The following is a 21109-nucleotide window of genomic DNA, read 5'->3' on the forward strand; positions in this document are numbered from 1 at the left end:
CTATCTGCTCTTATTGGCTGGATTCTGAAATTCCACCAGCAGAACTTTCAAGTTATATTTCAAAGAGTTTATGACCTGCTCATTACTCTTTACTGCATTATCCCAGCGCACCTTGTCAGCCTCGGTGTCAGCTTCTTTTAAACGCAAATCTATGATTGCTAATTCCGCCCGCTGCGCTTTATCTTTAGCGGCTGCCAGGTATGCTTCTGCGTATACGCGCTTCCTTTCAGCGTAGATTCGCTTATACTCCCTAACTGCATCAGCGGCTTTTCGACCAAGGATGATCTGAATTTCGGAAAGAATTTCAATCTTACGAGCAAGTGTCTCGGGATATTCGTGGCTGCACTGATCAGCCATGCTATATAGTTCCCCAAGTGAATACTGTTTGTTAAGCAGCGCAGCCACGTCCTTTCAGCATCTCAGAAAGGCAAGTCGTCATCCGAGATGTCAATAGGCTTACCGTCGTCATAAAACGGATCTGATTGATTGCTATGCGACGTTCCACCTTGATTCCTATTTCCCGCCGAGTCCCCCGAACGGTTTGATTCAAGGAACCGGACATTATCTGCAATGACTTCAGTAACATAAACGCGTCGGCCATCATTGTTTTCGTAGTTGCGAATCTGAATCCGCCCCTCAACGGCGGTAAGACGACCCTTGCGCAAGTAGTTGGCGCAATTCTCGGCAAGCTGTCTCCAGGTTACTACCGGGATGAAATCAGCTTCGCGTTCTCCCCCTTGCGTGGTAAACGGTCTGTCCACGGCCAACGTAATTTGTGTTACAGCTACGCCCGCTGGTGTATACCGTAGCTCGGGATCGCGAGTTAGCCGCCCTATCAGAATGACACGGTTCAACAATCAAATTCCCTCCTCACTTAATCCCCATGAGCTGAGCCAATGTTTTGCACAGCGGCCCTTTATTTTTAGGCGTGATCGATGCTGGCATCTGAAAACTGTAATCTGCCGCGATTTTAAGGATCAAAGATTCGTCAGCGGACATCAGCTCATCCAGTGTTTTGGGATAATCTATCTGCTGTTCAGATTGATCTTCCTCCGAGATCTCCGCTCCGGTCTCTTGGCTTCCATCGTTCTCCTCAGAGCGATCTTCCAGTTTGAATAACCAGCTTTTAACCTCATTGGATTCAGCTTTGGTTAGGTTAGCTGGATCATTGCTTATGGCTCCCTCCGACTTCGTTTTATACCATTCACGAAGCTTTATTTCAGAGGCAAAGCCTTTCTTCCGTCCTAACTCAATTAATTGGATGTATCCTTTAGAATCAATGGCCTTATCAATCTTTTTCCTCGTCCTGGTATCATCCGAAGCTTCTGCCCCAGTGGAAAGATCATCATCCAGCGTTCCAAGGTAAGCATCTGCGCCAACGCCCAGGAAAGATGTTGCCCGTTTAATGCCTTTGGTCAACATGCCCTTTCTAGCAGATCCCTTTTCCTTAAAATGTTCATGATCGGTAGATACTGGCGGAACATTATGAACGGTAATCCATTCCCAGCGTTTGGTTTCTTCATTAAATGCTCGGTAGCCAATGAGTAATTCAATTTCGGCAGAATATAGATGTCTTACATATCCTCCTCCGGTGACTTGGCTATCATCGTAGGATTCATTGTGGAGAATCCAAGTCCAGTTCGTAGGGCCGAAAACCCAATTCATACGATCGACATGGGCCTGATAGGAATATCCGGTCGTATCATATCCTCTATGAGTTTCGCTCCCCCTGGACTCTTGAATAGCTTCTTCATCCAACGGCAAGCGAAGTATGGGCAGCACTCGGTTAACGTCATCCGGCGTAAAGGGGGATTTAAGCGGAATCTCCACCCCATATTGTTTAGCTACTTCCTTTAACTCCTCGAATGTTTTAAGAGCTTTAGGCAGTTCCTGTTCAGTTTCCTTGGCTTTCGTTGTCATGCTCTCGCCTCTCTTTCAAAGCTCACTTCTTCAAACCAGAGACTGGCGAGGTATGCGCAGCCGGCCATTTTATGTTCATGTTTAGGTTCACGAGAGGCTAAAATAGCTCCGATGTGCCAAAGTGCCATTTGGGGGTCAACCCCCTCTTTTCTCTCAATTTCCAGATTTTCAACGCCAGAATAAAACCATTGGGAGATAAACTTGTTCCATTTAGTCCGGTTGTTCATATCCTTGAACTCTTCTGGAATTTCCTCATATTTCGGAAGAAGTTTCTTCATGTCACCACCAGAAGCAAGTTCGATCTCCGTTACATATTTCGGAAAATATTCAGGCAATGGAAGCACCCTCTTTCACTTCAAGATCTTTATAAGGGATCATGCGGGCAATGAAGGTCTGTGTATGCTGATCCGGGATTTCTTCGATAGACTCAGCCCAATCCACAAATACCGGATAATTCGTTTTGGAATAGGTTCTGAATAGTTTGGAAAATTCAAGGAAGCAAAGGACTTCTTCCGATGTAGACAGCACCCGAAGCGGTTTGCCGTCAAATTCAGCTTTGAAGGCTGGTTTAACCTCTCCCGTGCTTCTCACGACTTCAAAAAGTCGGATTGAAGCTCTGTTAAGGTGCTTTTTAATGTCTTTCATCTGCATTTCGCAGCGTGTGATGTTGAAAGCCTTAGCCGCCTTAATACGGGCCTCCGCCTTTTCGATATCATCGGCCAGCTCGATCTTTTCATCCCGGACGGCATTTTGCCGTTGTCGAGCTGACTTTTGGTTCTCTCGCAACATTTCAACTCTCAAGTTATGTTGCTGAGTAACCTTGAGGTTGGCTTCCAATCGCTCCAATTCAGCCCGTAATTCGGACAAAGAAGATTCGTTTGCCGCCTGAAATTCCTCTGCCGCCTTACGGTCAGCTTCTTGGATGATTTCGATTTCAGCAGCAATCTGCTTACCCTTGTCTTGGATCTCAACCAACTTGGCGGTGATTTCTTCATTCTTTTTAGCCTGTTCTGCATTCAAATCGATTTCATGCCCGCAGTTCTCGCAGGTAATGAAAAGGTCCTCTTCGAATTTCAGCCCAGCTTGGAGAGCTTTATATTCGCCTAATAGTGATTGGCGTTCATTTTGAAGTTCGGAAATATCCGAGGGCGTAGGCTTCAAAGCTTCGATAGCCTTAATCGCTTCCTTCAAACCATCTATTTCCGTTGTGTCAATCGGGATTAAATCCGGGATATCGGCTGTTAAGGCAGTTTTGATTTCTTCTTCCTTGCCTTCAAGTCGAATAAGGTCTTCTTTAAACTGGTCCAACTCACTCGATTCTTTGGAAATAAATACTTTAGGATCGACAAGTGAAACGCCATTTAGAATCTTGGCGGCGTCTGGATTCTCCTCGGCCAGCGCTGCATATACAACCTCATCGCGCGGAAGAGGAATGAGTGAAACAAACTCGGATTCCATATCTTTATCAGACATGGTAAGTAGAAATTGAGGTAAAAATGAGGTCAGGAAGCGTCGGCGATTTCCAAGGATTTGATCAATTTGGTCTTGGCTACCCTGTAAGCGATTAATAAGGATGCGCGTCTCCATTTTGTTTTTTAGGCGTGTAACTTGGCGTTCGATCTCATAAGTCGTTCCGTTTACTTCAATTTCAATGGTAATAACCATTTCATTGCTTTGATTATTCATAAGCCTGTCAGCGCAACGTTCCTTGCCGTATTTATCCACACCGGCTGCACCGAATGAAATGGCCTCCATGATTGAAGATTTTCCCCGGCCGTTCCCGCCTTCGATTTCATTGATCATGCCAAAGCGGAATGATTGGTGATCCAGATATCCCCGGAATCCTTTAACGCCCAAACCCTTAATCAACAGCATTCACAATTCCTCCAAATCGTGTTATTATGGAGGCGAAAACATGTTTTGATGGACAGTGTTTTCGCCAAAAATGGTTGAGTCATCGAAAAATCAGCTCTGCAAAGCTGGTTTTTCTTTTTTTAGCAACTCTGCTTGAACCTCCTTCAATCCCTCGATAATATCCGGCAAGACACTTGCAAGCCGACCACCCTCATAAAATACCGCCGAAGCTGATGTATTTTTTATTGAGTCTTCGAATAACTCCAACTCCTTGATGGCAGCATCTAATTTTTCGAATCTTCCCTTTGTTGTTGGATATGCGGTGTTGAGCAGATCCCTTACGGCTAAGATATCCTTTTGGCATGACAGCTTAAGAATGACATCATTTCCGCCTTCCCATTGATAAACCAAGAGGTTATGTTCCTGATTTTCTACAAAGACAACATCCTTGCCATCGTGAATCTGTGTTACAAACTCTTTGTCAATTGGCATTTGGCTGCTCCTTTCTTTTGATATTGCGCTGAATGATATTGTATTGAAGCTCATTTCTTTTCCAACGATCAGCCAAATCAAAGAGTGTCATAGCTTATTAGGCCTCCTGTGGTGGCTGATTTGGGTATTTGCCTTTGATATTCCGGGCGTAAAAGCTTCCAACAGATTCAGCGGTTTGAAGCTGTTTAAAAACGTCTGCAGAAACGCCGTGATGTTCATAAACCTTGGCATTCCCCTTGAACTGGATGAAAAGGATTTGCTTAGAGCCGTCATGTCCAACAGCAGCAACGTTTGAAGATTGGACAGGGATAAGTTCCATCAAATGTAATCCTCCGGTCTGAAATCTCGAACGAAATCAATCGAATCATTGAAATCAATCCGGCGAATATGGCTGTATTTGGCGACTTCAAAGCGTTCCTTCATTTTGCTCCAGATCATCCGACGATAGCGCCCAACCATGTCTTTGAAATTTTCGTCGGATTCCTTGTAGCGGTGCTTGGTCAGTTCGTTGGATTTGATCCGTACGGCATGTTGCAACTGGTAGCATTCAGTGTCTGTCAAGGTGACGCTATCGCGGACCTCCTGGACCATGATTTGAACTTCCTCGACTTTTTCTGTAACATCCATCTGCATTTGCCTGATACCTTCGACTAATCCGCGAATAGCAAGGCCCTGACTTTCAGTTAACTGCATCTGTTTCTCCACTACAGCCAAAAAATCATTTTGATCCACAATCGACATCGACATGTTAATCTACCGCCTTTCTGCCGTTTACGGCTGGTCTTAATTGCTCGGCAAAAGCTTCAAGCATATCCAAACTTTCCGAAAGTCGCTTCTTCTCGCTGCTGCTTGCACCGGCAACGGCCCCAAGCATGAATGATGTAATTCCCACCTTCTGGAGGAATTGCTTGATATGAATACTGACTTGAATCGTATTGCTGTCAGCTTCGAAGCGGAGTTTCTTCATTTGTGCCGCCGCCTGCTGCTCGTCAAAATTGTCCGGTTGCTGGAGTTTCAAGGTTTCGATCTCTTCTTTTGCCCGCTGGTATCCCGACTTCAGTTGTTCAACCTTGACGCGCTCGGAATCTATTTCCTCCTTGAGTTTGTTTTTCCAGTATTCATCCCGCTGCTTAAGCTGGACCTCGGCCTCTTTCTCCTTTTGTTTAATAAATATCGTGGATTCTTCCTCATGCCGCTCTACGGCGGCAGCCACTGCTTCATCAAGTTGTTCGGCTGGTACGGCGTCCTTGTACTTCCGTTGCAGATCAAGTTTTTCCTGTTCAGCCTGTTCAGCTCGATCCTCCGCATCCTTAAGGGCTGCTTCAAGACGGTTCTTCGTTTCGATAAAGGCTTTATGAGTACTGATTAGACCGGCATCAAGCTGTTGAATGATTTCTGGCGTGGCATTTTCAGCAATGAATTTAGCTTTGTCGTACTGCTTTCCGCTGCCAAATCCCGCTTGCTCCGCAACAATATCCCGAACTTGACCGCCTTCATGCCCAGGTAAATTTTCCTTACCCGCCATCCGCTCCTTGGCTTTGATCCGCTCAAGTTCCTCAAGGCGTTTAGCCCATTCGATCCGTTCGGAAAAGGTAAATTCCTTGCGGTGTTCGTTCTCAGAAATCTCCAAGCGGAGTTGATGTTCATAATCTGAAATCTCCATTACCCGAGCTTCCACCTGCTGCCGTTTCAGATATTGATGGGCTCTTAACCGTCGCTCTCCGGCGATAAGTTGATAGTCCGGTGTAAGCACAATTGGATTGATTAATCCGTTTTGATCGATGTCCCGGGCCAACTCTTCAATATCGCCGAAATCTTTCCTGATTCGATCTGCGACTTTGATCTTTTCGATATCAATAAGCAATTCGATTCTCCTTTCTAATAATGGTAAAACGATGGATCGAGTTGATGAGAATCGTCATGATGTTACGCCCTCTGATTCCACTGGTTTTTTGGATGAAAGCCATTTAGCCAGATCATGCTTATACACCCGTTTTGTTGCCCCGATCTCTATGCAAGGAATGCCGCCGCGATCCACAGGCAATTGGAACAGTTCATAGACTCTTCGGCGCGATATGGAAATGTAGTCAGCAACGTTCTGCGCTGTGAGCAGATCAGGTAGCTGGTCGAAGTTTTTCATATCCTTCCCTCGCTTTTTTACTAAGTGGATTAAGACAGAAAGTGATCAACATTAACATCAAAATAATCAGCAAGAATTTGGAGCTTATCCACCTTCGGCTTATACCTTCCTTTTTTCCAACTTGTCAACGTGGCAGTCGATACCCCTGTGTCCTTGGCTACACGATATGCTGTTTTCCCATCTCTTCGTAGCAACTCCTGAAATTTTTCGTACAACATCCACACCCCCCATCCTAAATATTCAAAACAACATTATTGACGGAAGCTAAGCTTTCTTATATAATCATAGTGCGACCTAAGTTATAAAAGAAATTTTAGATCTTTCCGTTTTTTCGCTAAGTTTTCTAGCTATGTCTGTATACTAACATAGCTATTTTAGCGTGTCAACGGAAAATAGCTTAACTTTTTAAATTAATCTCTAAGGGTGATCTTAATGTATGAAGTATTTGAACAACTACTAGCGGAACGGGGAATAACTGCGTACAGACTTGCTCAGGAAACTGGAGTCTCTACAGCTACTTTGACCGGCTGGAAGCAAGGAAAATACACACCTAAAACAGATAAGCTTCAAAAAATTGCTGATTACTTTGGGGTATCTATTGAATATCTCCAGGGGAAAACTGAACAACCTGGGCACAGTACAATCTCTACAATAAAGAATGCCGACTTAGTACAGATCCCTATTTACGGTGAAATCAGGGCAGGATATAACAGTTTGGCGCAACAAGACATCATCGGCTACGAGATTGTCTCGAGGGATGCGGTTTCAGATGGAGAGTACTTTTACTTGATCGTAAAGGGAGACAGTATGATCGATGAGGGGATCGCCGAGGGTATGCGTGTCTTGGTGCGTAAACAGCGAACCTGTCAACATGGAAAAATAGGGGTAGTTATCGTGAACGGTGATGAGGGTACGTTAAAGAGAGTTTACTACGAAGACGATAACGTCATCCTTCAGGCTGCGAATCGTAATATCCCGCCGAAGGTCTATCCGATCGATGAAGTAATGATTCAAGGACAAGTAAAGCAGGTGGTTTTTGATGTATGATTTAGGCGTAATTTATGACTACAGCGAAGATGGCAGTTGGCCAGCCTGGCTTATGGTTAAGCCTCAGGGAGACTTTGACTGGAAACAAGAAACTCTATATTTCCCTTTACACACTCCTTTTCAACGGTTTTCTCGATATGACATAGATGATTCTTCTTTTGGTCTGTCAATTGTTCAAACCGAGTTAGTTGTCAATATGGAGCGTCCCGACCAGTTAGGGATATATCTACCAAGGGTAAAGGAACGATTGAAGAATATCCGTGGAGAAGAATATGCTCCATCATTCAAGCTTAGTGACATACAGCATTTTATTATTTCAATGCATGACATCGAAATTGTCGCTCAAATGAACCTAGTATCAAATATGGACTTTCGTTAATACCTTGCTTTCCAGCCGCAAGGCTGTTTAAATATATCCGAAAATAGAACATATGTTTGGAGTGATGGAAAATGAAAGGACATTATTACAAGCCTCATTGCAAATGTCCGAAAGACAAAAGATGCAAATGCAATGCTACCTGGTCTTACATCGTCGATATTGGACAGGGGGAGCGCAAACAGAAGAAGAAAGGTGGATTCAAGACAAAAGCCGAAGCGGAGAAGGCGGCAGCCCTGCTTATTGCTGAGGTGGAGAAAGGTGAATATGTTAAAGAGGGGAAAATTACATTCGGAGATTTCACAAAGGATTGGCTTAAAACATATGCCAACACGGGGGTGAAGCCGTCAACCTTGCGCTTACGTAATTATGAGGTTGGAAAGTTAAACGCCCACCTTGAAAAGATCAAACTTAAAGACATAACCCACAATAAATACCAAACTATAATTAATGATTTGGGAGAAAAAGTTGGCTTCAGTACGCTTTCAGGTATACACACCACAGGGCAAATGATCTTTGAATACGCCCTGAAAACCGAAACGATCCGGAAAGACCCGACGAAGTATACCGTTCTTAAGAAGGAAATTCCTACCGTGGATGACTTGGAACAAGATTCAGAGATACCTAAATATCTGGAGAAGAAGCAATTAACCCTCTTTTTAGAATCGGCCAAAACTGTTCTACCAAACGAGGCCTATATTATATTCTTGACTCTTGCTTATACGGGAATGCGTATTGGGGAAATGTCTGCTTTAAAATGGAAGGATGTTGATCTTGGACAAGGAACGATAAGCGTAACTAAAACCCTGTACAACCCTGGTAATACGCTTCGCGGATACGCCTTGGTTCCGCCAAAATCTAAAAAATCCAAGCGTATTATTGAGATTGGCGAAATACTCATAAATGAACTGCGAAACCATAAAGACCAACTGGAGGCAGTGAAAGAGAAACACCCAACTTATCACGATGAGGATTTCGTATTTTGTCAATTTGGCTTCGACAATGCGGGCTTTCCGATATACCCTGCATTGCTTCGACGATACATGAAGAGGATTTTGGCCCATAGTGAGCTGGGCATTGATATTACGCCCCATTCTTTGAGGCACACTCATTGCTCGCTGTTGGCCGAGGCCGGTGTGTCCCTGGAAGCTATTATGAATCGGTTGGGGCATAGCAATGCCAACACAACCCGCAACATATATTTGCATGTGACTAAAACAAAGAGCCTAGAGGCCTCTCAAAAGTTCGATGAACTCATGAAAGACCAATAAGCCCCTCGTGTTACCCAAATGTTACCCTTATAGTTTTATCAACGCTATAACCCCTGTGAACAAGCCGTTCTAGACCTTCAGTACGTCATGATCCACGTAACGTTCGCCGTTCAGCTCGCTGATCAATTCGATCGCAACCTTGGCGCCGTCACCGGCCGTGATGATGGTATGCACGCTGACGCCGGCTACCGTGCCGGCAGCCCAAACGCGCGGAACGCTGGTATGGCCTAGACCGTCGGTGGCGATTACGGTTTTGATTCTCGGCTCGCGGCCTTCCTTGAGCTCCAGGCCGATAGCGCTTGCAAGTTCAGTGATGGCACCGGTTGCCAATATGATATGGGACGCTTCATAGCTGCGGCCGGATTCCGTCTTGACGGTAACCTTCGATCCGCCGTTCGTATCCACGACCGTTACTTTTTCTTCAATAAATTTAGCGCCGAATTTCTCGGCTTGCTCCCGCCCGACCTTCAACAGATCCGGTCCGGAAATATCCTTGGCGCCGTAATGGTTTTCAATCCAGGCCCGTTTGGTCATGCTGGCATTGCTGTCCAGAACGAGCGTCTCTTTCCCCGCCTTGGCCAGAAATAGTGCTGCGCTGGCTCCCGCCGGCCCTGCTCCGATGACAATTACCTCAGCCACAAGTACACCCACTTTCAATATTATTCATGCCGCCTCCGCGCCGGAAAACGGCATGCGAATCACTTGATCCACTCGGTTGCCCAGGACTGGACCTCTTCCATGACGGGACGAAGCGCACGGCCTTTATCGGTCAATTCATATTCAATCCGGACCGGCGTTTCGGGATAAACGTGGCGGATCAAGATCCCTTCACATTCCAAATCCTTCATCCGCTCCGACAGCATTTTATCACTCATGGAAGGAATCTGATTGGAAATATCCTTGAATCGTTTCGGCCCGCTCATCAAAGAATTGATGATCAATCCGTTCCAGCGTTTTCCCAGAAACGAAAAAGCCGATTCAAATCGCGGACACATCTCATGAGAATGCTCATCCATAAAAGTTCACCTCATTATCATAGCAAGCCCTAAATGCTTAAAACTTACATTTAGTTAGTATATTTCATATTAGCACATTTGAACGCAGAAAGTAAGGGGGTACTCGCTATCATCTAAAAAAACGGCCGCCCTGGCGGCGGCCGCTAATATAGTATATTACGTTTATTGTTACTTATACCCACCACATCTCGGCGGCGGAATCCTCCATCAGCACTTGCTGCAAATGTCGTACCGCCTTCGTCAAGCCTTCATCGATCGACATCAGTCCGTCCTCATGCTCGATGCTTACGGCGTAATCGTAGCCGTATAGGCGAAGCGCACTGATGATGTCGGCCCAGGTCTTGAGATCGTGGCCATAACCGACGGTACGGAATTGCCAAGCCCGGTCCTGCATGTTCGTGTATGGCTGGATATCCGTTAAGCCAAAGCGATTGACGTTCACCGGATCGATCGTCGTATCCTTGGCATGGAAGTGGTGAATCGCGCCGGCGCGGCCGAGAATCGAAATCGCCTGAACCGGATCGATCCCTTGCCACCACATATGGCTCGGATCGAGGTTGGCCCCGATCGCTTCGCCGGCCGCCTCGCGAAGGCGCAGCAGCGTAGCCGGCGTATGCACGGAGAATCCGCCGTGCAGCTCCAGCCCGATTTTGACGTGGTGATCGGCGGCATATCGGCCCCATTCCGACCAGTAAGGAATCACTTTATTGCTCCACTGCCAATCGAGAATCTCCTGATAGTCGTTTGGCCACGGCGCCACCGGCCAGTTCGGGTATTTCGCGTCCTCATGGTCGCCCGGGCAGCCGGAGAACGTATTGACGACCGGCACCTCCAGCAGCTCCGCCAATTGCACCGTTTTCACAAAAGCATCATGAAATTCCTTAGCGACCGCTTTTTGCGGATGCAGCGGGTTGCCGTGGCAGCTCAGCGCGCTGATCATCAGTCCGCGCGATTCCACCGCCTTTTTGAACTCCTCCCGCGCCGTTTTGTTCTCCAGCAGCACCTCCGGATTGCAATGCGCGTTGCCAGGGTAGCCGCCGGTGCCGATCTCCACCGCTTTCAGCCCTTGGGCAGCCGCCTTATCCAGGGCCTGCTCCAACGGAAGTCCTCCGAACAATACCAGAAATACGCCTAATTTCATCCTAAATCCCTCCCCGTTCTTCGTTCAACGCCGTTATTCAAAATAAACCGCTTTACCGGTTCTCGCCGATTCGTAAATGGCCTCGAGAATTTCCGTCACGACCAGCGCCTGCTCCGGCTTCACGATCGGCTCCTTGTCCTCGAGAATCGCCTCGACCCAAGCTCTCGCCTCGCGCGTTGCATCGGTTTCCTGTTTCCCTTCAAAGAAGGCCACGCCGCCGGAGCCGAGATCCACCTTCGTTTCGTACAAGCGGCTCAGCTTCTCGCCGTTGATCCGCAGACCGTTTGTCATGTCGGCTCCGCCCTCCGTGCCGCAAAGCAGCGTTTTGGCTTCGCCGAAATCCACCACGTTCAGCGCCCAGCTCGATTCGAGAATAATCGTGGCTCCGTTCTTCATCGTGATGAAACCGAAGGCCGAGTCCTCCACTTTAAACTCCTCCGGATTCCACGGACCAAAAGCGTTGGCCGCATTTTCGCGGTGACCGAGCTTATGGAAGACCGAACCGGTCACGCTTTTCGGCTCATAGTTATCCATTAGCCACAGCGTCAAGTCCAGCGCATGGGTACCGATATCGATGAGCGGGCCTCCGCCTTGCTTCTCTTCGTCGAGGAACACGCCCCAGGTTGGAACCGCCCGGCGGCGAAGCGCCAGCGCTTTGCCGAGGTAAATGTCCCCGAGTTCCCCTTGCTCGCACAGCTGCTTCAAATATAAGCTGTCATTGCGGAAGCGGTTTTGGTAAGCGATGGACAGTTTTTTGCCCGTCCGTTTGGCCGCATCCAGCATCTGGCGGGCTTGCTCGGCCGTCTTCGCCATCGGTTTTTCGCACATGACGTGACGTCCGGATTCCAGAGAAGCTACCGTAATTTCGGCATGGGAATCGTTTGGCGTACAGACATGAACGACTTCCGCATCGCTTTCAGCAAGAAGTTTGCGGAAATCCGCAAATACCTTGGCCCCTTCGACGCCGTATTCCGCCGCCGCTTTGACCGCACGGTCCTCCACGATATCACAGAAGGCGACCAGTTCCACTTCCGGCTGCTGCGCCAGGCTAGGCAAATGTTTTCCGTTTGCGATCCCGCCGCATCCGATGATCGCGACCTTTAATGTTTTAGACATCGATTTTACCTCCTTTATTTGCGTAAGCACGTACCCATACCATGCTTTCCTCAATGCTTTCCAGCGAGTTGCCGGCGCAGTGGTCCTGCTCGACGATCAACCATTTCACGCCTGCGGCGATGGCGGCATCGCCGATTTCCGTAATCGCGATTTCCCCGTGCCCCAGCTCCACGGTCTCCGGCGAGCCGTCGGCTTTCTTGACCAGGTCTTTCCAATGCACCAGCGGCAGCCGTCCCTGATATGTAGCGATATACTCCAGCGGATCGGCTCCGGCAAAGGCGACCCAGCAGGAATCGAGCTCGACCTGAAGCAGCGAAGCCGGGACCTCATCGTAAATCACGTCAAGGACAGGTTTGCCATTCAATTGCAGCGTAAGTTCGAAATCATGATTATGATAGCAAAGCACCAAACCTTCCTCTTTGCAGCGTTGTCCGAACCCTTTCAGATCCTCGATGATTTCGGGCCAGCGGTTGCGGTCCTCTTCCGCCAAATACGGCACGACGATATAACGGCTGCCGATCGCTTTGTTGAAGGCAAGCTCTTCCGCCAACGCTTCCTTCAGGCGGTTGTACGATGTATGCGAGCCGATCGCGGTCAATCCGGTTTCCTGCAAAATTTGCTGCACCTGTTCTATTGTACGTCCATAAAATCCGGCAAATTCCACGCCTTTATAGCCTAACTCGGCCACCTTGCGCAGCGTGCCTTCAAAGTCGCGTTCCAAATGGTCTCTTACCGTATAAAGCTGCAAACCGATCTGTGTCATGTCCCATCACCTCATATTAGATTATTCGATAGCAAAATTCACGGGAGCAAGCTCAATATGCCGTCTTCGCGCGACGATCGGGCTGCCGCATGCATCGCTTCCAGCACATGGCAGGCCAGCATTTCGTCTACCGTGAAGACGTTTCCATGTACCATGGTATTTCAAAACGCCGCGTTGTAAAATGAATAATATGATTGAAACATGAACAATCTGGTCATTTTTTTCGAGAACCCTGTGGAGGACACCAATGAAGGAAGAAGCAAACCTGCAAATTTTGCATGCCGGCTATTCGCTGCACCGCAAGCCGTTCCATACGGCGCAAATGAACGGACATGAAAATTACCTGATTCGGCTGCAGACCGCGGGAAAATGCCGAACGCGCCTCAACGGGCGCTTGGAACTTCTGGAGCCTGGGGATTTGCTGCTTTTTGCGCCTGGAGATCCTTACGAGCTTAAGATCGAAGCGGAAGCTAACGGAGCGGGCGAGTTTACGGTATCCAGCGGCGATTACCATATTTTTTTGGCCGGGGAATGGATCGAAGCCTGGTGGCGAAGCCGGACGCTGCCCCATCGGTTGAAGGTTCCGCTCTCGGAAGGCGTCGTGGGGGCGTTTCGGCAGATCATGCTGGAGCAGCGCCGAATCTCCAACCCGACTCCGGAGATCTCCGAATACTATTTGAGAATCCTGTGCCTGGAGATCGAGCGGAATTTGCTGGAGCAGCCGTTGCCTACTTATCCTACCTATCTTGCCCACCGGCTAAAGAATTTTATCGAGGAAAATGCTGCCTCTCCTTTTAAGCTTGAGGATGCCGCCTCCCATGTCGGCATCAGCGTTTCCCGCGCGGTGCATCTGTTCAAGCAAGCATTCAATACCAGCATGATCCAATATACGCTGGAAGTGCGGCTTAACATGGCCCGGGAGCGGATCATATTCAGTCCGTTATCGCTCGAACATGTGGCGGAAAGCTCGGGTTTTCCCAGCTATAATTACTTTCACCGCGTATTCCGCAAACGGTTCGGCATGTCGCCGAAGCAATTCCGCCAGATGGCCCGCGACTAGCCGGGCCCAGCATGCAAAAAACGCCGCGGGATCTGCGTGCAGATCCCGCGGCGTTTTTGCGTTTCCCGTGATTTAAATGAATTATGCCTGTTGGACGGCCTGACGAAGGCGCGCTTTTCTTTTCTTCATTTGAGTCCCCAGTAAAACAACGCCTACTATCACGAGTACCTCGAACCCGTATTTGATCCAGGCGCTGGCAAACCAATCGTGGATCAGCGGCTCCTCGACGATCATTTTGGCCGAAGTCCAAGCCAGAACGGCCGCACCGATCGTAATGACGATCGGAAAACGCTCCGTCAGCTTCAGGATCATCGTGCTGCCCCAAACCATGATCGGTACGGAAACGGCCAAACCGATGACGACCAGCAGGAAGTCCCCATGCGCGGCACCGGCTACCGCCAGCACGTTATCGAGGCCCATCATGGCATCGGCGATGATAATCGTGCGAATCGCGGCCCACATCTGGTTGCCCGCTTTGATTTCGTGGTTTTTCTCCTCCACCAGCAATTTAAAGGCGATCCAGACCAGGGCAAGCCCCCCGGCAAGACGAAGGCCCGGGATATTCAGCAGCTGCACCACCAGCAAGGTCATGATGACCCGGATGATGATCGCCCCGACGGTCCCCCAAATGATCACTTTCGTCTGGTCCTGGCGCGGCACGTTTCGTGCGGCAAGACCGATGACGATCGCGTTGTCCCCGGCAAGGACAAGGTCAATCAGCACAATGGATAATAACGCCATCCAAAAATCCACCGAAAATAGATCCATGTTCTCTCCCCTTTCTAATGTTTCCATGCTTGAACCCATTTTTTTGGAAACCTGCCTCCAGCTCCGGTGCTCCGGCAATATAGATAGAGGTAGTTTTGCTGTTGATCATCCTTTTATACAGTCGGGGATACGGGAAGAACCCCCATCCGCATTCCAAAAAAAATGCGCCGTGTCCATATTGGGCACGACGCAATATATGCATCAAAAAGACCTTTACCCAATACTCGCGACGGGCAAAGGTCTCGCTAACAACTCGTTGGTTGCCAATAAAGCCGGGGTATGTATAACTCCCGTAATGACGACTTTATTGTATCAGCTACTCCCCTTTGGGAACCATGCATGTTTTAATGGGATTATTATAGCACGTACTTGGGAAGTGCACCAGCCTTTTCCCGGGAACGTTTTGGGTTTGGGAAAAAACAAGTTATAATAAGGAGCGAAACGGAGGGATCCCAAATGAGTCCAGCGTCAAATTCCAATTTAGAATCGGCCACGTTTGCCGGAGGCTGCTTCTGGTGCATGGTATCGCCCTTTGAAGAGCTGCCCGGCATCCACGGCATCATTTCCGGATATACCGGAGGACATACGGTAAATCCGACCTACGAACAGGTTTGCGCCGGACACACCGGCCATTACGAAGCCGTACAGATCACGTACGATCCGGCCGTGTTTCCTTACCGCAAGCTGCTCGAGCTGTACTGGCAGCAAATCGACCCTACGGACGAAGGCGGACAGTTCCACGACCGGGGCGAATCGTACCGGACCGCTATCTTTTATCATACCGAGCAGCAGCGCCAGGAAGCGGAGGAATCCAAACAGGAGCTGGCGCAAAGCGGACGTTTTGACAAACCGATCGTCACGCCGATCATACCGGCGGCGCCCTTTTATCCGGCCGAGGAATACCATCAGCAGTACCACAAGAAAAATCCGGGGCATTACAAGCTGTACCGCAAGGGCTCCGGACGTGAAGCGTTCCTGGAACACCATTGGTCCGGTCCGGCCGACCGTGAAGAATTGAAGCGCCGGCTGACGCCGATCCAATATGAGGTTACGCAAAACAATGCGACCGAACGCCCTTTTACCGGGAAATATTGGGACCATGAGGAAGACGGGATTTACGTCGATATCGTCTCCGGCGAGCCGCTGTTCAGCTCCCGAGATAAATACGACGCCGGCTGCGGCTGGCCGAGCTTTACGCGCCCGTTGCAGAGTTACCACATCAAGGAAAAAACCGATACGAGCCATTTCATGATCCGCACCGAAGTTCGCAGCCGGCTGGGGGATTCCCACCTTGGCCACGTCTTCGAGGACGGACCGGAGCCGACGGGGCTGCGCTACTGCATCAATTCCGCGGCGCTGCGCTTCGTGCCGAAAGCCGACCTTGAGAAGGAAAGCTACGGGGAGTATCTGTATTTGTTCGACGAAGCCGCCGAATAACTTCATACAAGACATCAACAAGGCTGCCCGAGTTGGCAGCCTTGCTTTATTTGACGGCTCGAGCGTTTTGACGCTTAGGTCTCGCCGGGTTCCTGACCGCCCTTCCTGCGGGCGCGGAATCGCCGCACCTTCATCAGATTGCCGCACATCTTGTCGTCGCAGTATTTTTTCGTACGGTTGCGCGTATCGTCGTAAAAGACCCACCGGCAATCCGGGTTGTCGCATACGCGGAAACGTCCCTTCTCCCCCTCCAGCACCGTCTCGCCAAAGCTCGCGGCGATTTCCGCCAGCACCTGGGGCCAATCCTCCGCCACCGCCACGAAGTCGAGCTTTACGGCTCCCGGCTCGCCGGTCAGTCGACGTTTCACCGCGCCGAGCGCCAGATGCTCGTTGAGCATCCGCCAGTCGCCCTCGTCCATGTCGCCGCCTGCAGCCAACCGAGTAGCCAGTGCATGCAGCCGCTCCCGAAAGCTTCGCATCGACGGGATGTCCTCTGCCGGCGCAGGCACGGGCGCATTCAAGCGCCAGTCGCGCAGGAATCGGGCCTGCCAGTCCGGAAATTCCAGCCGATCCTCGCTGCGGCCGCTGCCCCGCCAATCATGCCATTCGCTGTTGATAAAATCGCTCCAAAGCGTCTCCAACCTCTGCCCCTCCCAGATGTAACTATCTAAACTTAAATTAAGTGGTTACATTTTCAACCCTATTGTGCTACAATCACATTGTAACCCTTCAAATAAAGTTTAACCAGTTACATTCGTAAGGAGGAACTTGGATGAGCTTGAATGCAATTGAGCTTTTGGTGCTGCAAAAAGACAATACCTGGGAGCTGGCGGAATGGATCGTGCCTTTGGCGACGGCTCTAGAGGGCGTCACCGCCCAGCAGGCAGCCTGGCCCCCGCCAGGTGGCGGCAACACGATTTGGCAAACGGTCAGCCATATCAACTATTACAATCAGCGTATCTTGAGCCGGTTGAAGGGCATCGATCCGGGAGCCCGCGTCGAAACGAACGAGGAAACGTTTGCCGTTAACGATGACGGGCAAGACGAAAAAGCGTGGGCCGACGCATTGGCCGAAACGAAACGGATTGCGCTTGAGCTGCGCGATGCGATCGCCGGATTAAGCGAATCCGATCTGAAAGCTCCTTATGCCACTACGACGGAATCTACCGGGCGGGAGCTCTCCCGATGGATGCTGCATGACGCCTATCACGCCGGGCAAATCGTGCTTATCCGCAAGCAGCAGGGCTCCTGGAGATCTTAAATCATCTTCCCCCCTTTCAGGCAAACTAAAAAAAACGGCCCGAGCCTTAGGCTCGAGCCGTTTTCTCCTTCACCCGGTAGGGCAGACGCATCGGCGTCAGCTGACCGTGTCCGTAGTGGACGGTCCAGGTGATCATTTTGCCGGCGATCGTGACCGCCAATATCGTAAACATCGTTTCTTTGAATGGTAAATACAACAATGAGACCGTTAGCACGACGGCATCCATCAACACGAAGACCGTGCCGATTTTGATGCCCGACCACTGGCTCAGCAGCATGGATAAAATATCGTCCCCGCCGCTCGCCCCTCCGGCCCGCAATACGAGTCCCGCCCCGAATCCGGTAAGCAGACCCGACGATAACGCGGCCAGCGGCAAATTGTTATGCAGATCCATCGTCAGCGGCGAATATTTCTCGCACAGCTCGTAAAACAGCGAAAACGCCAGCGAAGCCACGAGCGTATTCACCACGAACTTATGCCCCTTCAACCACCAGGCCAGCGCTACGATCGGCAAATCAAGCACGATCATGGTCAAGGCTGGAGGAAGATCGAACAGATATTTGCCGAGCAGGGCCAAACCAACGAAACCGCCTTCCGATAATCCATTTTGAAAATTGATATGATAATACGTAAATGCCAATAAACAAGAACCTGCCAACATCGTCAACAATCGAATGCCGTCAACTTGCCATTTTGTTTTTGTCCTCATTTGGAATCCCTCTTATCGCAGATTGGTTGACCTTCCGGCAACGTCCTACGGAGAAGATCCATGAGGAATTCATCCTTCGCATGATTTCACGCTTCTTTCGTAGGTTTGTCGCCGTTACCGACTAGCTACGAAAGGAGCTAAGTATAAGAGAGATCACAACGTTTCCAAATCGTCCTTTGGGATTTCGTCCTTCGGGGACACATGGTATCCTGATCCTTTCTGTTTGAATTTCTTCTATTCATATTATACCACAAAGCGAATCATGACTGTATGCCTTGACCCACCATCGATAAAATTTATCTGAATGATGTGATACTTATCATTGCATTTTAGTAACAGTTCACATTTCGGCAACTTTTTGTGTGACGAGAGTCACCTTTTTGCGCTTAGACGCTCCCTATACTGAGGTGGAACGAAATTACCAGAAAAGAGGGTTCTTTCATGCTCGACGCCAAAACGATTGAGATCATTAAATCCACGGTACCGGTGCTTGAGGTACACGGGCAAACCATTACGAAAACGTTCTACCAAACGATGTTCAAAAATCACCCCGAGCTGCTTAACATCTTTAACCATGCCAACCAGCGGCAGGGCAAGCAACCGACGGCGCTGGCTAACGCGGTATATGCCGCGGCAGCCCACATCGACCGGCTGAATGACATCCTTCCGGTCGTTCGCGGGATTGCCCAGAAGCACCGGGCACTGGGAATTCTGCCGGAGCATTATCCGATCGTCGGCGAAAATTTGCTGGCGGCGATCAAAACGGTGCTTGGCGATGCCGCCACGAAAGAAATTCTTGACGCCTGGGGCCGGGCTTACGGCGTGATCGCCGACGTCTTTATCAGCGTCGAAGCGGAAATGTATCAAGAAGCGGAACAGCAACAAGGCGGCTGGCGCGGCTTTCGCCGTTTTGTTGTCGAACGCAAGGTGCAGGAAAGCGATGTGATCACTTCCTTCTATTTGAAGCCGGAGGACGGTCTGGCAATTTCCGCTTACGAGCCGGGGCAATATATCACCGTTCGGGTGAAGCCGGAGGGCCAGGAATTTACCCATCTGCGCCACTACAGTTTGTCGGCCGCACCGGGACAACCGTTCTACCGCATCTCCGTGAAGCGGGAGGATGCCGACGAAGGCCGTCCGGTCGGCGTAGTCTCTACCTATCTGCATCACCGGATCGGCGAAGGGGATGTGCTCGAGCTGAGCGCTCCTGCCGGGGATTTCACGCTGGATCAGACCAAGCAGGTACCGCTCGTACTGCTGAGCGGCGGCGTCGGCCTCACCCCGATGGTCAGCATGCTGGAAACGACGCTGCAAAGCGGCTCGAAGCGGGAAATCGTGTATATCCACGCCGCTCGCAGCGGCAGACATCACGCGTTGAAGGAGCCGATCGCCGAGCTTACGCGTACCCGCGATAACCTCCGTTCCTATTTCGTATACGAAACGCCGGAAGACGGCGAAAGCTGCGACAAAACCGGCTTTATCGATCTGCCTTGGCTGAAAACCGTGACGGACGCGAGCAGCGACTTCTATTTCTGCGGACCGCTGCCGTTCATGAAGGCGATCCGCCGCGCCCTTAAAGAGTGGGGCGTTCCGGAAGAGCGCATGCACTTTGAATTTTTCGGCCCGGCGGACAGCCTGGAGGACACGATCAGCTAATAGCATCACGTAATCCTTAAGAGACAGCCGCGATAAACGGCCGTTTCTTGCGATTGAAAAAGCCGCTGAACGAGTCAGCAGCTTTCATAATACGGTTGTTACAAGCGGATGAGGGAAGGCGGCACCCAATAGCGGTAAATCGATGCTTAATGGTTAGTGGGAATGAATAACCGTCTTCTTTTTCATGCTAACGGACAGAGATGACGCTATTCTCGATTTCCCGGCCTATTTCCCAGTCTAACGGACCGGGAAGACCTTATCTGATCAAAAACAAGCAAAGATGCCCCATTTCACCTGGAATAAGGTCTTTGGGATCCGTTAAAAGTTAGAGGCCTGTCGATTTTACCAGATAAGGTCTCTGGGGTCCGTTACGGCTAAAAAAACGGCTCAAACAAGGCGGTGGTTGCCGAAAATCAAGTCCGATCGTGACCATGGCCCCGCAGCAGCCGGTTGACCGTCTCCCGCCGCACGCCGATCAGCTGCCCGATTTCCTCCTGCGTCAAATAATCGGTCAGCGGCACGCCATGGGCATGCTGCCCGAGCCATTTGGTCAACAGCTCCAGCCGTTCGGCCGGCGTACCGACCGTCAGATGATCAAGCCGCTCCTGCATGAAGCGGACTTTCTCCTGGAGCAGCCCGGCGACTTCCAGCGGCTTCTTCGGATCCTCCTGCAGCTCGCGGTACCATACCTGCGAGGGAATCGCCTCCACCTCGCTGCGCATGAGGGCGATCGCGGTTCCGTGCACCTCTTTGGGCGTGATAAGCGAGTGATGCGGCACGGTCTCTCCCGGATACAGAATATTAAACAGGACCATGTTTCCGTTCTCGTGCAGGCGCGTCACTTTAAACAAGCCGCTTTTGATATGATACAAAAAAGCTCCGTCGTCGCCTTGCCTGAACAAGATTTCGCCTTTATGCAAAATCATGCTAATCTCTCCATTCCCTTAAATCGCAATTACATTTATTATAGCAAAAATGCCGAGGGCTGTCCCAATTCTGATATGCTCCCCATACGGTAGACAGGTGAAATAATAAAACCTGTTACTGTAGGGGGAGTATTTTTTATGTCCAAAAAAGAACAT

General features: G+C 49.9%; 27 protein-coding genes. 7 read left to right on the forward strand and 20 right to left on the reverse strand.

The genetic code is table 11. The features are described from left to right. The 11 genes from ACQ4N8_RS03280 to ACQ4N8_RS03330 all read right to left on the reverse strand — a co-directional run bounded on the left by ACQ4N8_RS03280 (position 1) and on the right by ACQ4N8_RS03330 (position 6624). Positions 1-357, reverse strand: coding sequence for a hypothetical protein (locus ACQ4N8_RS03280; protein ID WP_430702881.1), 357 nt, complete (start codon positions 355-357; stop codon positions 1-3). A 62-nt stretch (positions 358-419) separates the two neighbouring features. Beyond that, positions 420-857 (reverse strand): single-stranded DNA-binding protein, encoded by a 438-nt coding sequence (gene ssb, locus ACQ4N8_RS03285; RefSeq protein WP_430702882.1) that lies wholly within the window; start codon positions 855-857, stop codon positions 420-422. Positions 858-870: 13 nt separating this feature from the next. Then, the gene (locus ACQ4N8_RS03290; protein ID WP_430702883.1) at positions 871-1920 is read right to left on the reverse strand and encodes a hypothetical protein; all 1050 of its coding nucleotides are present in this window, start codon (positions 1918-1920) and stop codon (positions 871-873) included. Next, on the reverse strand, positions 1917-2255 hold the full coding sequence (locus ACQ4N8_RS03295; RefSeq protein ID WP_430702884.1) for a hypothetical protein: 339 nt from the start codon (positions 2253-2255) through the stop codon (positions 1917-1919). The genes ACQ4N8_RS03290 and ACQ4N8_RS03295 overlap by 4 nt, the downstream gene beginning before the upstream one ends. Then, positions 2248-3795 (reverse strand): hypothetical protein, encoded by a 1548-nt coding sequence (locus ACQ4N8_RS03300; RefSeq protein WP_430702885.1) that lies wholly within the window; start codon positions 3793-3795, stop codon positions 2248-2250. The genes ACQ4N8_RS03295 and ACQ4N8_RS03300 overlap by 8 nt, the downstream gene beginning before the upstream one ends. 90 nt (positions 3796-3885) lie before the next feature. Next, a complete protein-coding gene (locus tag ACQ4N8_RS03305) occupies positions 3886-4266 on the reverse strand; it encodes a hypothetical protein (protein WP_430702886.1) in 381 nt (126 codons plus the stop codon). A 97-nt stretch (positions 4267-4363) separates the two neighbouring features. Beyond that, a complete protein-coding gene (locus ACQ4N8_RS03310; protein WP_430702922.1) occupies positions 4364-4585 on the reverse strand; it encodes a KTSC domain-containing protein in 222 nt (73 codons plus the stop codon). Continuing rightward, on the reverse strand, positions 4585-5013 hold the full coding sequence (locus ACQ4N8_RS03315) for an ORF6C domain-containing protein (RefSeq protein ID WP_430702887.1): 429 nt from the start codon (positions 5011-5013) through the stop codon (positions 4585-4587). Before ACQ4N8_RS03315 ends, ACQ4N8_RS03310 begins: the two co-directional genes overlap by 1 nt. Before the next feature lies 1 nt (position 5014). Continuing rightward, a complete protein-coding gene (locus ACQ4N8_RS03320; RefSeq protein ID WP_430702888.1) occupies positions 5015-6130 on the reverse strand; it encodes a ParB N-terminal domain-containing protein in 1116 nt (371 codons plus the stop codon). Positions 6131-6184: 54 nt separating this feature from the next. Continuing rightward, on the reverse strand, positions 6185-6406 hold the full coding sequence (locus tag ACQ4N8_RS03325; protein WP_430702889.1) for a helix-turn-helix domain-containing protein: 222 nt from the start codon (positions 6404-6406) through the stop codon (positions 6185-6187). Positions 6407-6435: 29 nt separating this feature from the next. Further along, complete coding sequence (locus ACQ4N8_RS03330) at positions 6436-6624, reverse strand: helix-turn-helix domain-containing protein (protein ID WP_430702890.1); 189 nt, start codon at positions 6622-6624, stop codon at positions 6436-6438. A gap of 214 nt (positions 6625-6838) precedes the next feature. On the opposite strand from ACQ4N8_RS03330, the gene ACQ4N8_RS03335 reads away from it, so the two are divergent. The 3 genes from ACQ4N8_RS03335 to ACQ4N8_RS03345 all read left to right on the forward strand — a co-directional run bounded on the left by ACQ4N8_RS03335 (position 6839) and on the right by ACQ4N8_RS03345 (position 9100). Next, positions 6839-7453 (forward strand): LexA family transcriptional regulator, encoded by a 615-nt coding sequence (locus ACQ4N8_RS03335; RefSeq protein WP_430702891.1) that lies wholly within the window; start codon positions 6839-6841, stop codon positions 7451-7453. Further along, positions 7446-7832 carry a hypothetical protein gene (locus ACQ4N8_RS03340; protein ID WP_430702892.1) on the forward strand — a complete coding sequence of 129 codons (387 nt, stop codon included), beginning with the start codon at positions 7446-7448 and terminating at the stop codon, positions 7830-7832. Before ACQ4N8_RS03335 ends, ACQ4N8_RS03340 begins: the two co-directional genes overlap by 8 nt. Positions 7833-7903: 71 nt before the next feature. Then, positions 7904-9100, forward strand: coding sequence for a tyrosine-type recombinase/integrase (locus ACQ4N8_RS03345; protein WP_430702893.1), 1197 nt, complete (start codon positions 7904-7906; stop codon positions 9098-9100). A gap of 69 nt (positions 9101-9169) precedes the next feature. On the opposite strand, the gene ACQ4N8_RS03350 is transcribed toward ACQ4N8_RS03345, so the two are convergent. The 5 genes from ACQ4N8_RS03350 to ACQ4N8_RS03370 all read right to left on the reverse strand — a co-directional run bounded on the left by ACQ4N8_RS03350 (position 9170) and on the right by ACQ4N8_RS03370 (position 13136). Further along, entirely contained in the window at positions 9170-9739 is a 570-nt protein-coding gene (locus tag ACQ4N8_RS03350; protein ID WP_430702894.1) for an FAD-dependent oxidoreductase, read from the reverse strand. 59 nt (positions 9740-9798) lie between these two features. Next, a complete protein-coding gene (locus ACQ4N8_RS03355; RefSeq protein WP_430702895.1) occupies positions 9799-10116 on the reverse strand; it encodes a winged helix-turn-helix transcriptional regulator in 318 nt (105 codons plus the stop codon). A gap of 172 nt (positions 10117-10288) precedes the next feature. Further along, the gene (locus ACQ4N8_RS03360; protein WP_430702896.1) at positions 10289-11257 is read right to left on the reverse strand and encodes a sugar phosphate isomerase/epimerase family protein; all 969 of its coding nucleotides are present in this window, start codon (positions 11255-11257) and stop codon (positions 10289-10291) included. A 33-nt stretch (positions 11258-11290) separates the two neighbouring features. After that, positions 11291-12373, reverse strand: coding sequence for a Gfo/Idh/MocA family protein (locus ACQ4N8_RS03365; protein ID WP_430702897.1), 1083 nt, complete (start codon positions 12371-12373; stop codon positions 11291-11293). Next, positions 12366-13136: a sugar phosphate isomerase/epimerase family protein gene (locus tag ACQ4N8_RS03370; protein ID WP_430702898.1), complete on the reverse strand. Its 771-nt coding sequence runs from the start codon at positions 13134-13136 to the stop codon at positions 12366-12368. Before ACQ4N8_RS03370 ends, ACQ4N8_RS03365 begins: the two co-directional genes overlap by 8 nt. Before the next feature lie 247 nt (positions 13137-13383). Here ACQ4N8_RS03370 and ACQ4N8_RS03375 point away from each other — a divergent pair, with 247 nt between their 5' ends. Continuing rightward, positions 13384-14196, forward strand: a complete 813-nt coding sequence (locus ACQ4N8_RS03375; protein ID WP_430702899.1) for an AraC family transcriptional regulator — start codon at positions 13384-13386, stop codon at positions 14194-14196. Positions 14197-14277: 81 nt separating this feature from the next. Here ACQ4N8_RS03375 and ACQ4N8_RS03380 read toward each other — a convergent pair whose 3' ends face one another. Then, positions 14278-14964 carry a TerC family protein gene (locus tag ACQ4N8_RS03380; protein ID WP_430702900.1) on the reverse strand — a complete coding sequence of 229 codons (687 nt, stop codon included), beginning with the start codon at positions 14962-14964 and terminating at the stop codon, positions 14278-14280. A gap of 456 nt (positions 14965-15420) precedes the next feature. On the opposite strand from ACQ4N8_RS03380, the gene msrB reads away from it, so the two are divergent. After that, the gene (gene msrB, locus ACQ4N8_RS03385) at positions 15421-16401 is read left to right on the forward strand and encodes a peptide-methionine (R)-S-oxide reductase MsrB (RefSeq protein ID WP_430702901.1); all 981 of its coding nucleotides are present in this window, start codon (positions 15421-15423) and stop codon (positions 16399-16401) included. Between the two features lie 74 nt (positions 16402-16475). Here the strand turns inward: msrB and ACQ4N8_RS03390 are convergent, their stop codons facing one another. Beyond that, entirely contained in the window at positions 16476-17042 is a 567-nt protein-coding gene (locus ACQ4N8_RS03390) for a CGNR zinc finger domain-containing protein (protein ID WP_430702902.1), read from the reverse strand. 131 nt (positions 17043-17173) lie between these two features. Here ACQ4N8_RS03390 and ACQ4N8_RS03395 point away from each other — a divergent pair, with 131 nt between their 5' ends. After that, positions 17174-17662, forward strand: coding sequence for a DinB family protein (locus ACQ4N8_RS03395; protein WP_430702903.1), 489 nt, complete (start codon positions 17174-17176; stop codon positions 17660-17662). 46 nt (positions 17663-17708) lie between these two features. Here ACQ4N8_RS03395 and ACQ4N8_RS03400 read toward each other — a convergent pair whose 3' ends face one another. After that, positions 17709-18371 carry a YitT family protein gene (locus ACQ4N8_RS03400; protein WP_430702904.1) on the reverse strand — a complete coding sequence of 221 codons (663 nt, stop codon included), beginning with the start codon at positions 18369-18371 and terminating at the stop codon, positions 17709-17711. Between the two features lie 441 nt (positions 18372-18812). Between ACQ4N8_RS03400 and hmpA the strand changes: the two genes are divergently transcribed. Beyond that, positions 18813-20027, forward strand: coding sequence for an NO-inducible flavohemoprotein (hmpA, locus tag ACQ4N8_RS03405; RefSeq protein ID WP_430702905.1), 1215 nt, complete (start codon positions 18813-18815; stop codon positions 20025-20027). A gap of 413 nt (positions 20028-20440) precedes the next feature. On the opposite strand, the gene ACQ4N8_RS03410 is transcribed toward hmpA, so the two are convergent. Continuing rightward, positions 20441-20953: a Crp/Fnr family transcriptional regulator gene (locus ACQ4N8_RS03410; RefSeq protein ID WP_430702906.1), complete on the reverse strand. Its 513-nt coding sequence runs from the start codon at positions 20951-20953 to the stop codon at positions 20441-20443. Positions 20954-21109: the final 156 nt, after the last annotated feature.

This window comes from Paenibacillus macerans (assembly GCF_050565405.1).
GTDB lineage: Bacteria > Bacillota > Bacilli > Paenibacillales > Paenibacillaceae > Fontibacillus > Fontibacillus macerans_B.

Excerpts from the sequence above, each read along its gene's own strand:
- ACQ4N8_RS03400 (WP_430702904.1), bottom strand. The coding sequence starts at position 18,371 with ATGAGGACAAAAACAAAATGGCAAGTTGACGGCATTCGATTGTTGACG.
- ACQ4N8_RS03325 (WP_430702889.1), bottom strand. The coding sequence starts at position 6,406 with ATGAAAAACTTCGACCAGCTACCTGATCTGCTCACAGCGCAGAACGTT.
- ACQ4N8_RS03335 (WP_430702891.1), top strand. The coding sequence starts at position 6,839 with ATGTATGAAGTATTTGAACAACTACTAGCGGAACGGGGAATAACTGCG.
- ACQ4N8_RS03365 (WP_430702897.1), bottom strand. The coding sequence starts at position 12,373 with ATGTCTAAAACATTAAAGGTCGCGATCATCGGATGCGGCGGGATCGCA.
- hmpA (WP_430702905.1), top strand. The coding sequence starts at position 18,813 with ATGCTCGACGCCAAAACGATTGAGATCATTAAATCCACGGTACCGGTG.
- ACQ4N8_RS03370 (WP_430702898.1), bottom strand. The coding sequence starts at position 13,136 with ATGACACAGATCGGTTTGCAGCTTTATACGGTAAGAGACCATTTGGAA.
- ACQ4N8_RS03375 (WP_430702899.1), top strand. The coding sequence starts at position 13,384 with ATGAAGGAAGAAGCAAACCTGCAAATTTTGCATGCCGGCTATTCGCTG.
- ACQ4N8_RS03355 (WP_430702895.1), bottom strand. The coding sequence starts at position 10,116 with ATGGATGAGCATTCTCATGAGATGTGTCCGCGATTTGAATCGGCTTTT.
- ACQ4N8_RS03280 (WP_430702881.1), bottom strand. The coding sequence starts at position 357 with ATGGCTGATCAGTGCAGCCACGAATATCCCGAGACACTTGCTCGTAAG.
- ACQ4N8_RS03340 (WP_430702892.1), top strand. The coding sequence starts at position 7,446 with ATGTATGATTTAGGCGTAATTTATGACTACAGCGAAGATGGCAGTTGG.
- ACQ4N8_RS03345 (WP_430702893.1), top strand. The coding sequence starts at position 7,904 with ATGAAAGGACATTATTACAAGCCTCATTGCAAATGTCCGAAAGACAAA.
- ACQ4N8_RS03305 (WP_430702886.1), bottom strand. The coding sequence starts at position 4,266 with ATGCCAATTGACAAAGAGTTTGTAACACAGATTCACGATGGCAAGGAT.
- ACQ4N8_RS03380 (WP_430702900.1), bottom strand. The coding sequence starts at position 14,964 with ATGGATCTATTTTCGGTGGATTTTTGGATGGCGTTATTATCCATTGTG.
- ACQ4N8_RS03310 (WP_430702922.1), bottom strand. The coding sequence starts at position 4,585 with ATGGAACTTATCCCTGTCCAATCTTCAAACGTTGCTGCTGTTGGACAT.
- ACQ4N8_RS03360 (WP_430702896.1), bottom strand. The coding sequence starts at position 11,257 with ATGAAATTAGGCGTATTTCTGGTATTGTTCGGAGGACTTCCGTTGGAG.
- ACQ4N8_RS03300 (WP_430702885.1), bottom strand. The coding sequence starts at position 3,795 with ATGCTGTTGATTAAGGGTTTGGGCGTTAAAGGATTCCGGGGATATCTG.
- ACQ4N8_RS03330 (WP_430702890.1), bottom strand. The coding sequence starts at position 6,624 with ATGTTGTACGAAAAATTTCAGGAGTTGCTACGAAGAGATGGGAAAACA.
- ACQ4N8_RS03315 (WP_430702887.1), bottom strand. The coding sequence starts at position 5,013 with ATGTCGATGTCGATTGTGGATCAAAATGATTTTTTGGCTGTAGTGGAG.
- ACQ4N8_RS03395 (WP_430702903.1), top strand. The coding sequence starts at position 17,174 with ATGAGCTTGAATGCAATTGAGCTTTTGGTGCTGCAAAAAGACAATACC.
- ACQ4N8_RS03410 (WP_430702906.1), bottom strand. The coding sequence starts at position 20,953 with ATGATTTTGCATAAAGGCGAAATCTTGTTCAGGCAAGGCGACGACGGA.
- msrB (WP_430702901.1), top strand. The coding sequence starts at position 15,421 with ATGAGTCCAGCGTCAAATTCCAATTTAGAATCGGCCACGTTTGCCGGA.
- ACQ4N8_RS03290 (WP_430702883.1), bottom strand. The coding sequence starts at position 1,920 with ATGACAACGAAAGCCAAGGAAACTGAACAGGAACTGCCTAAAGCTCTT.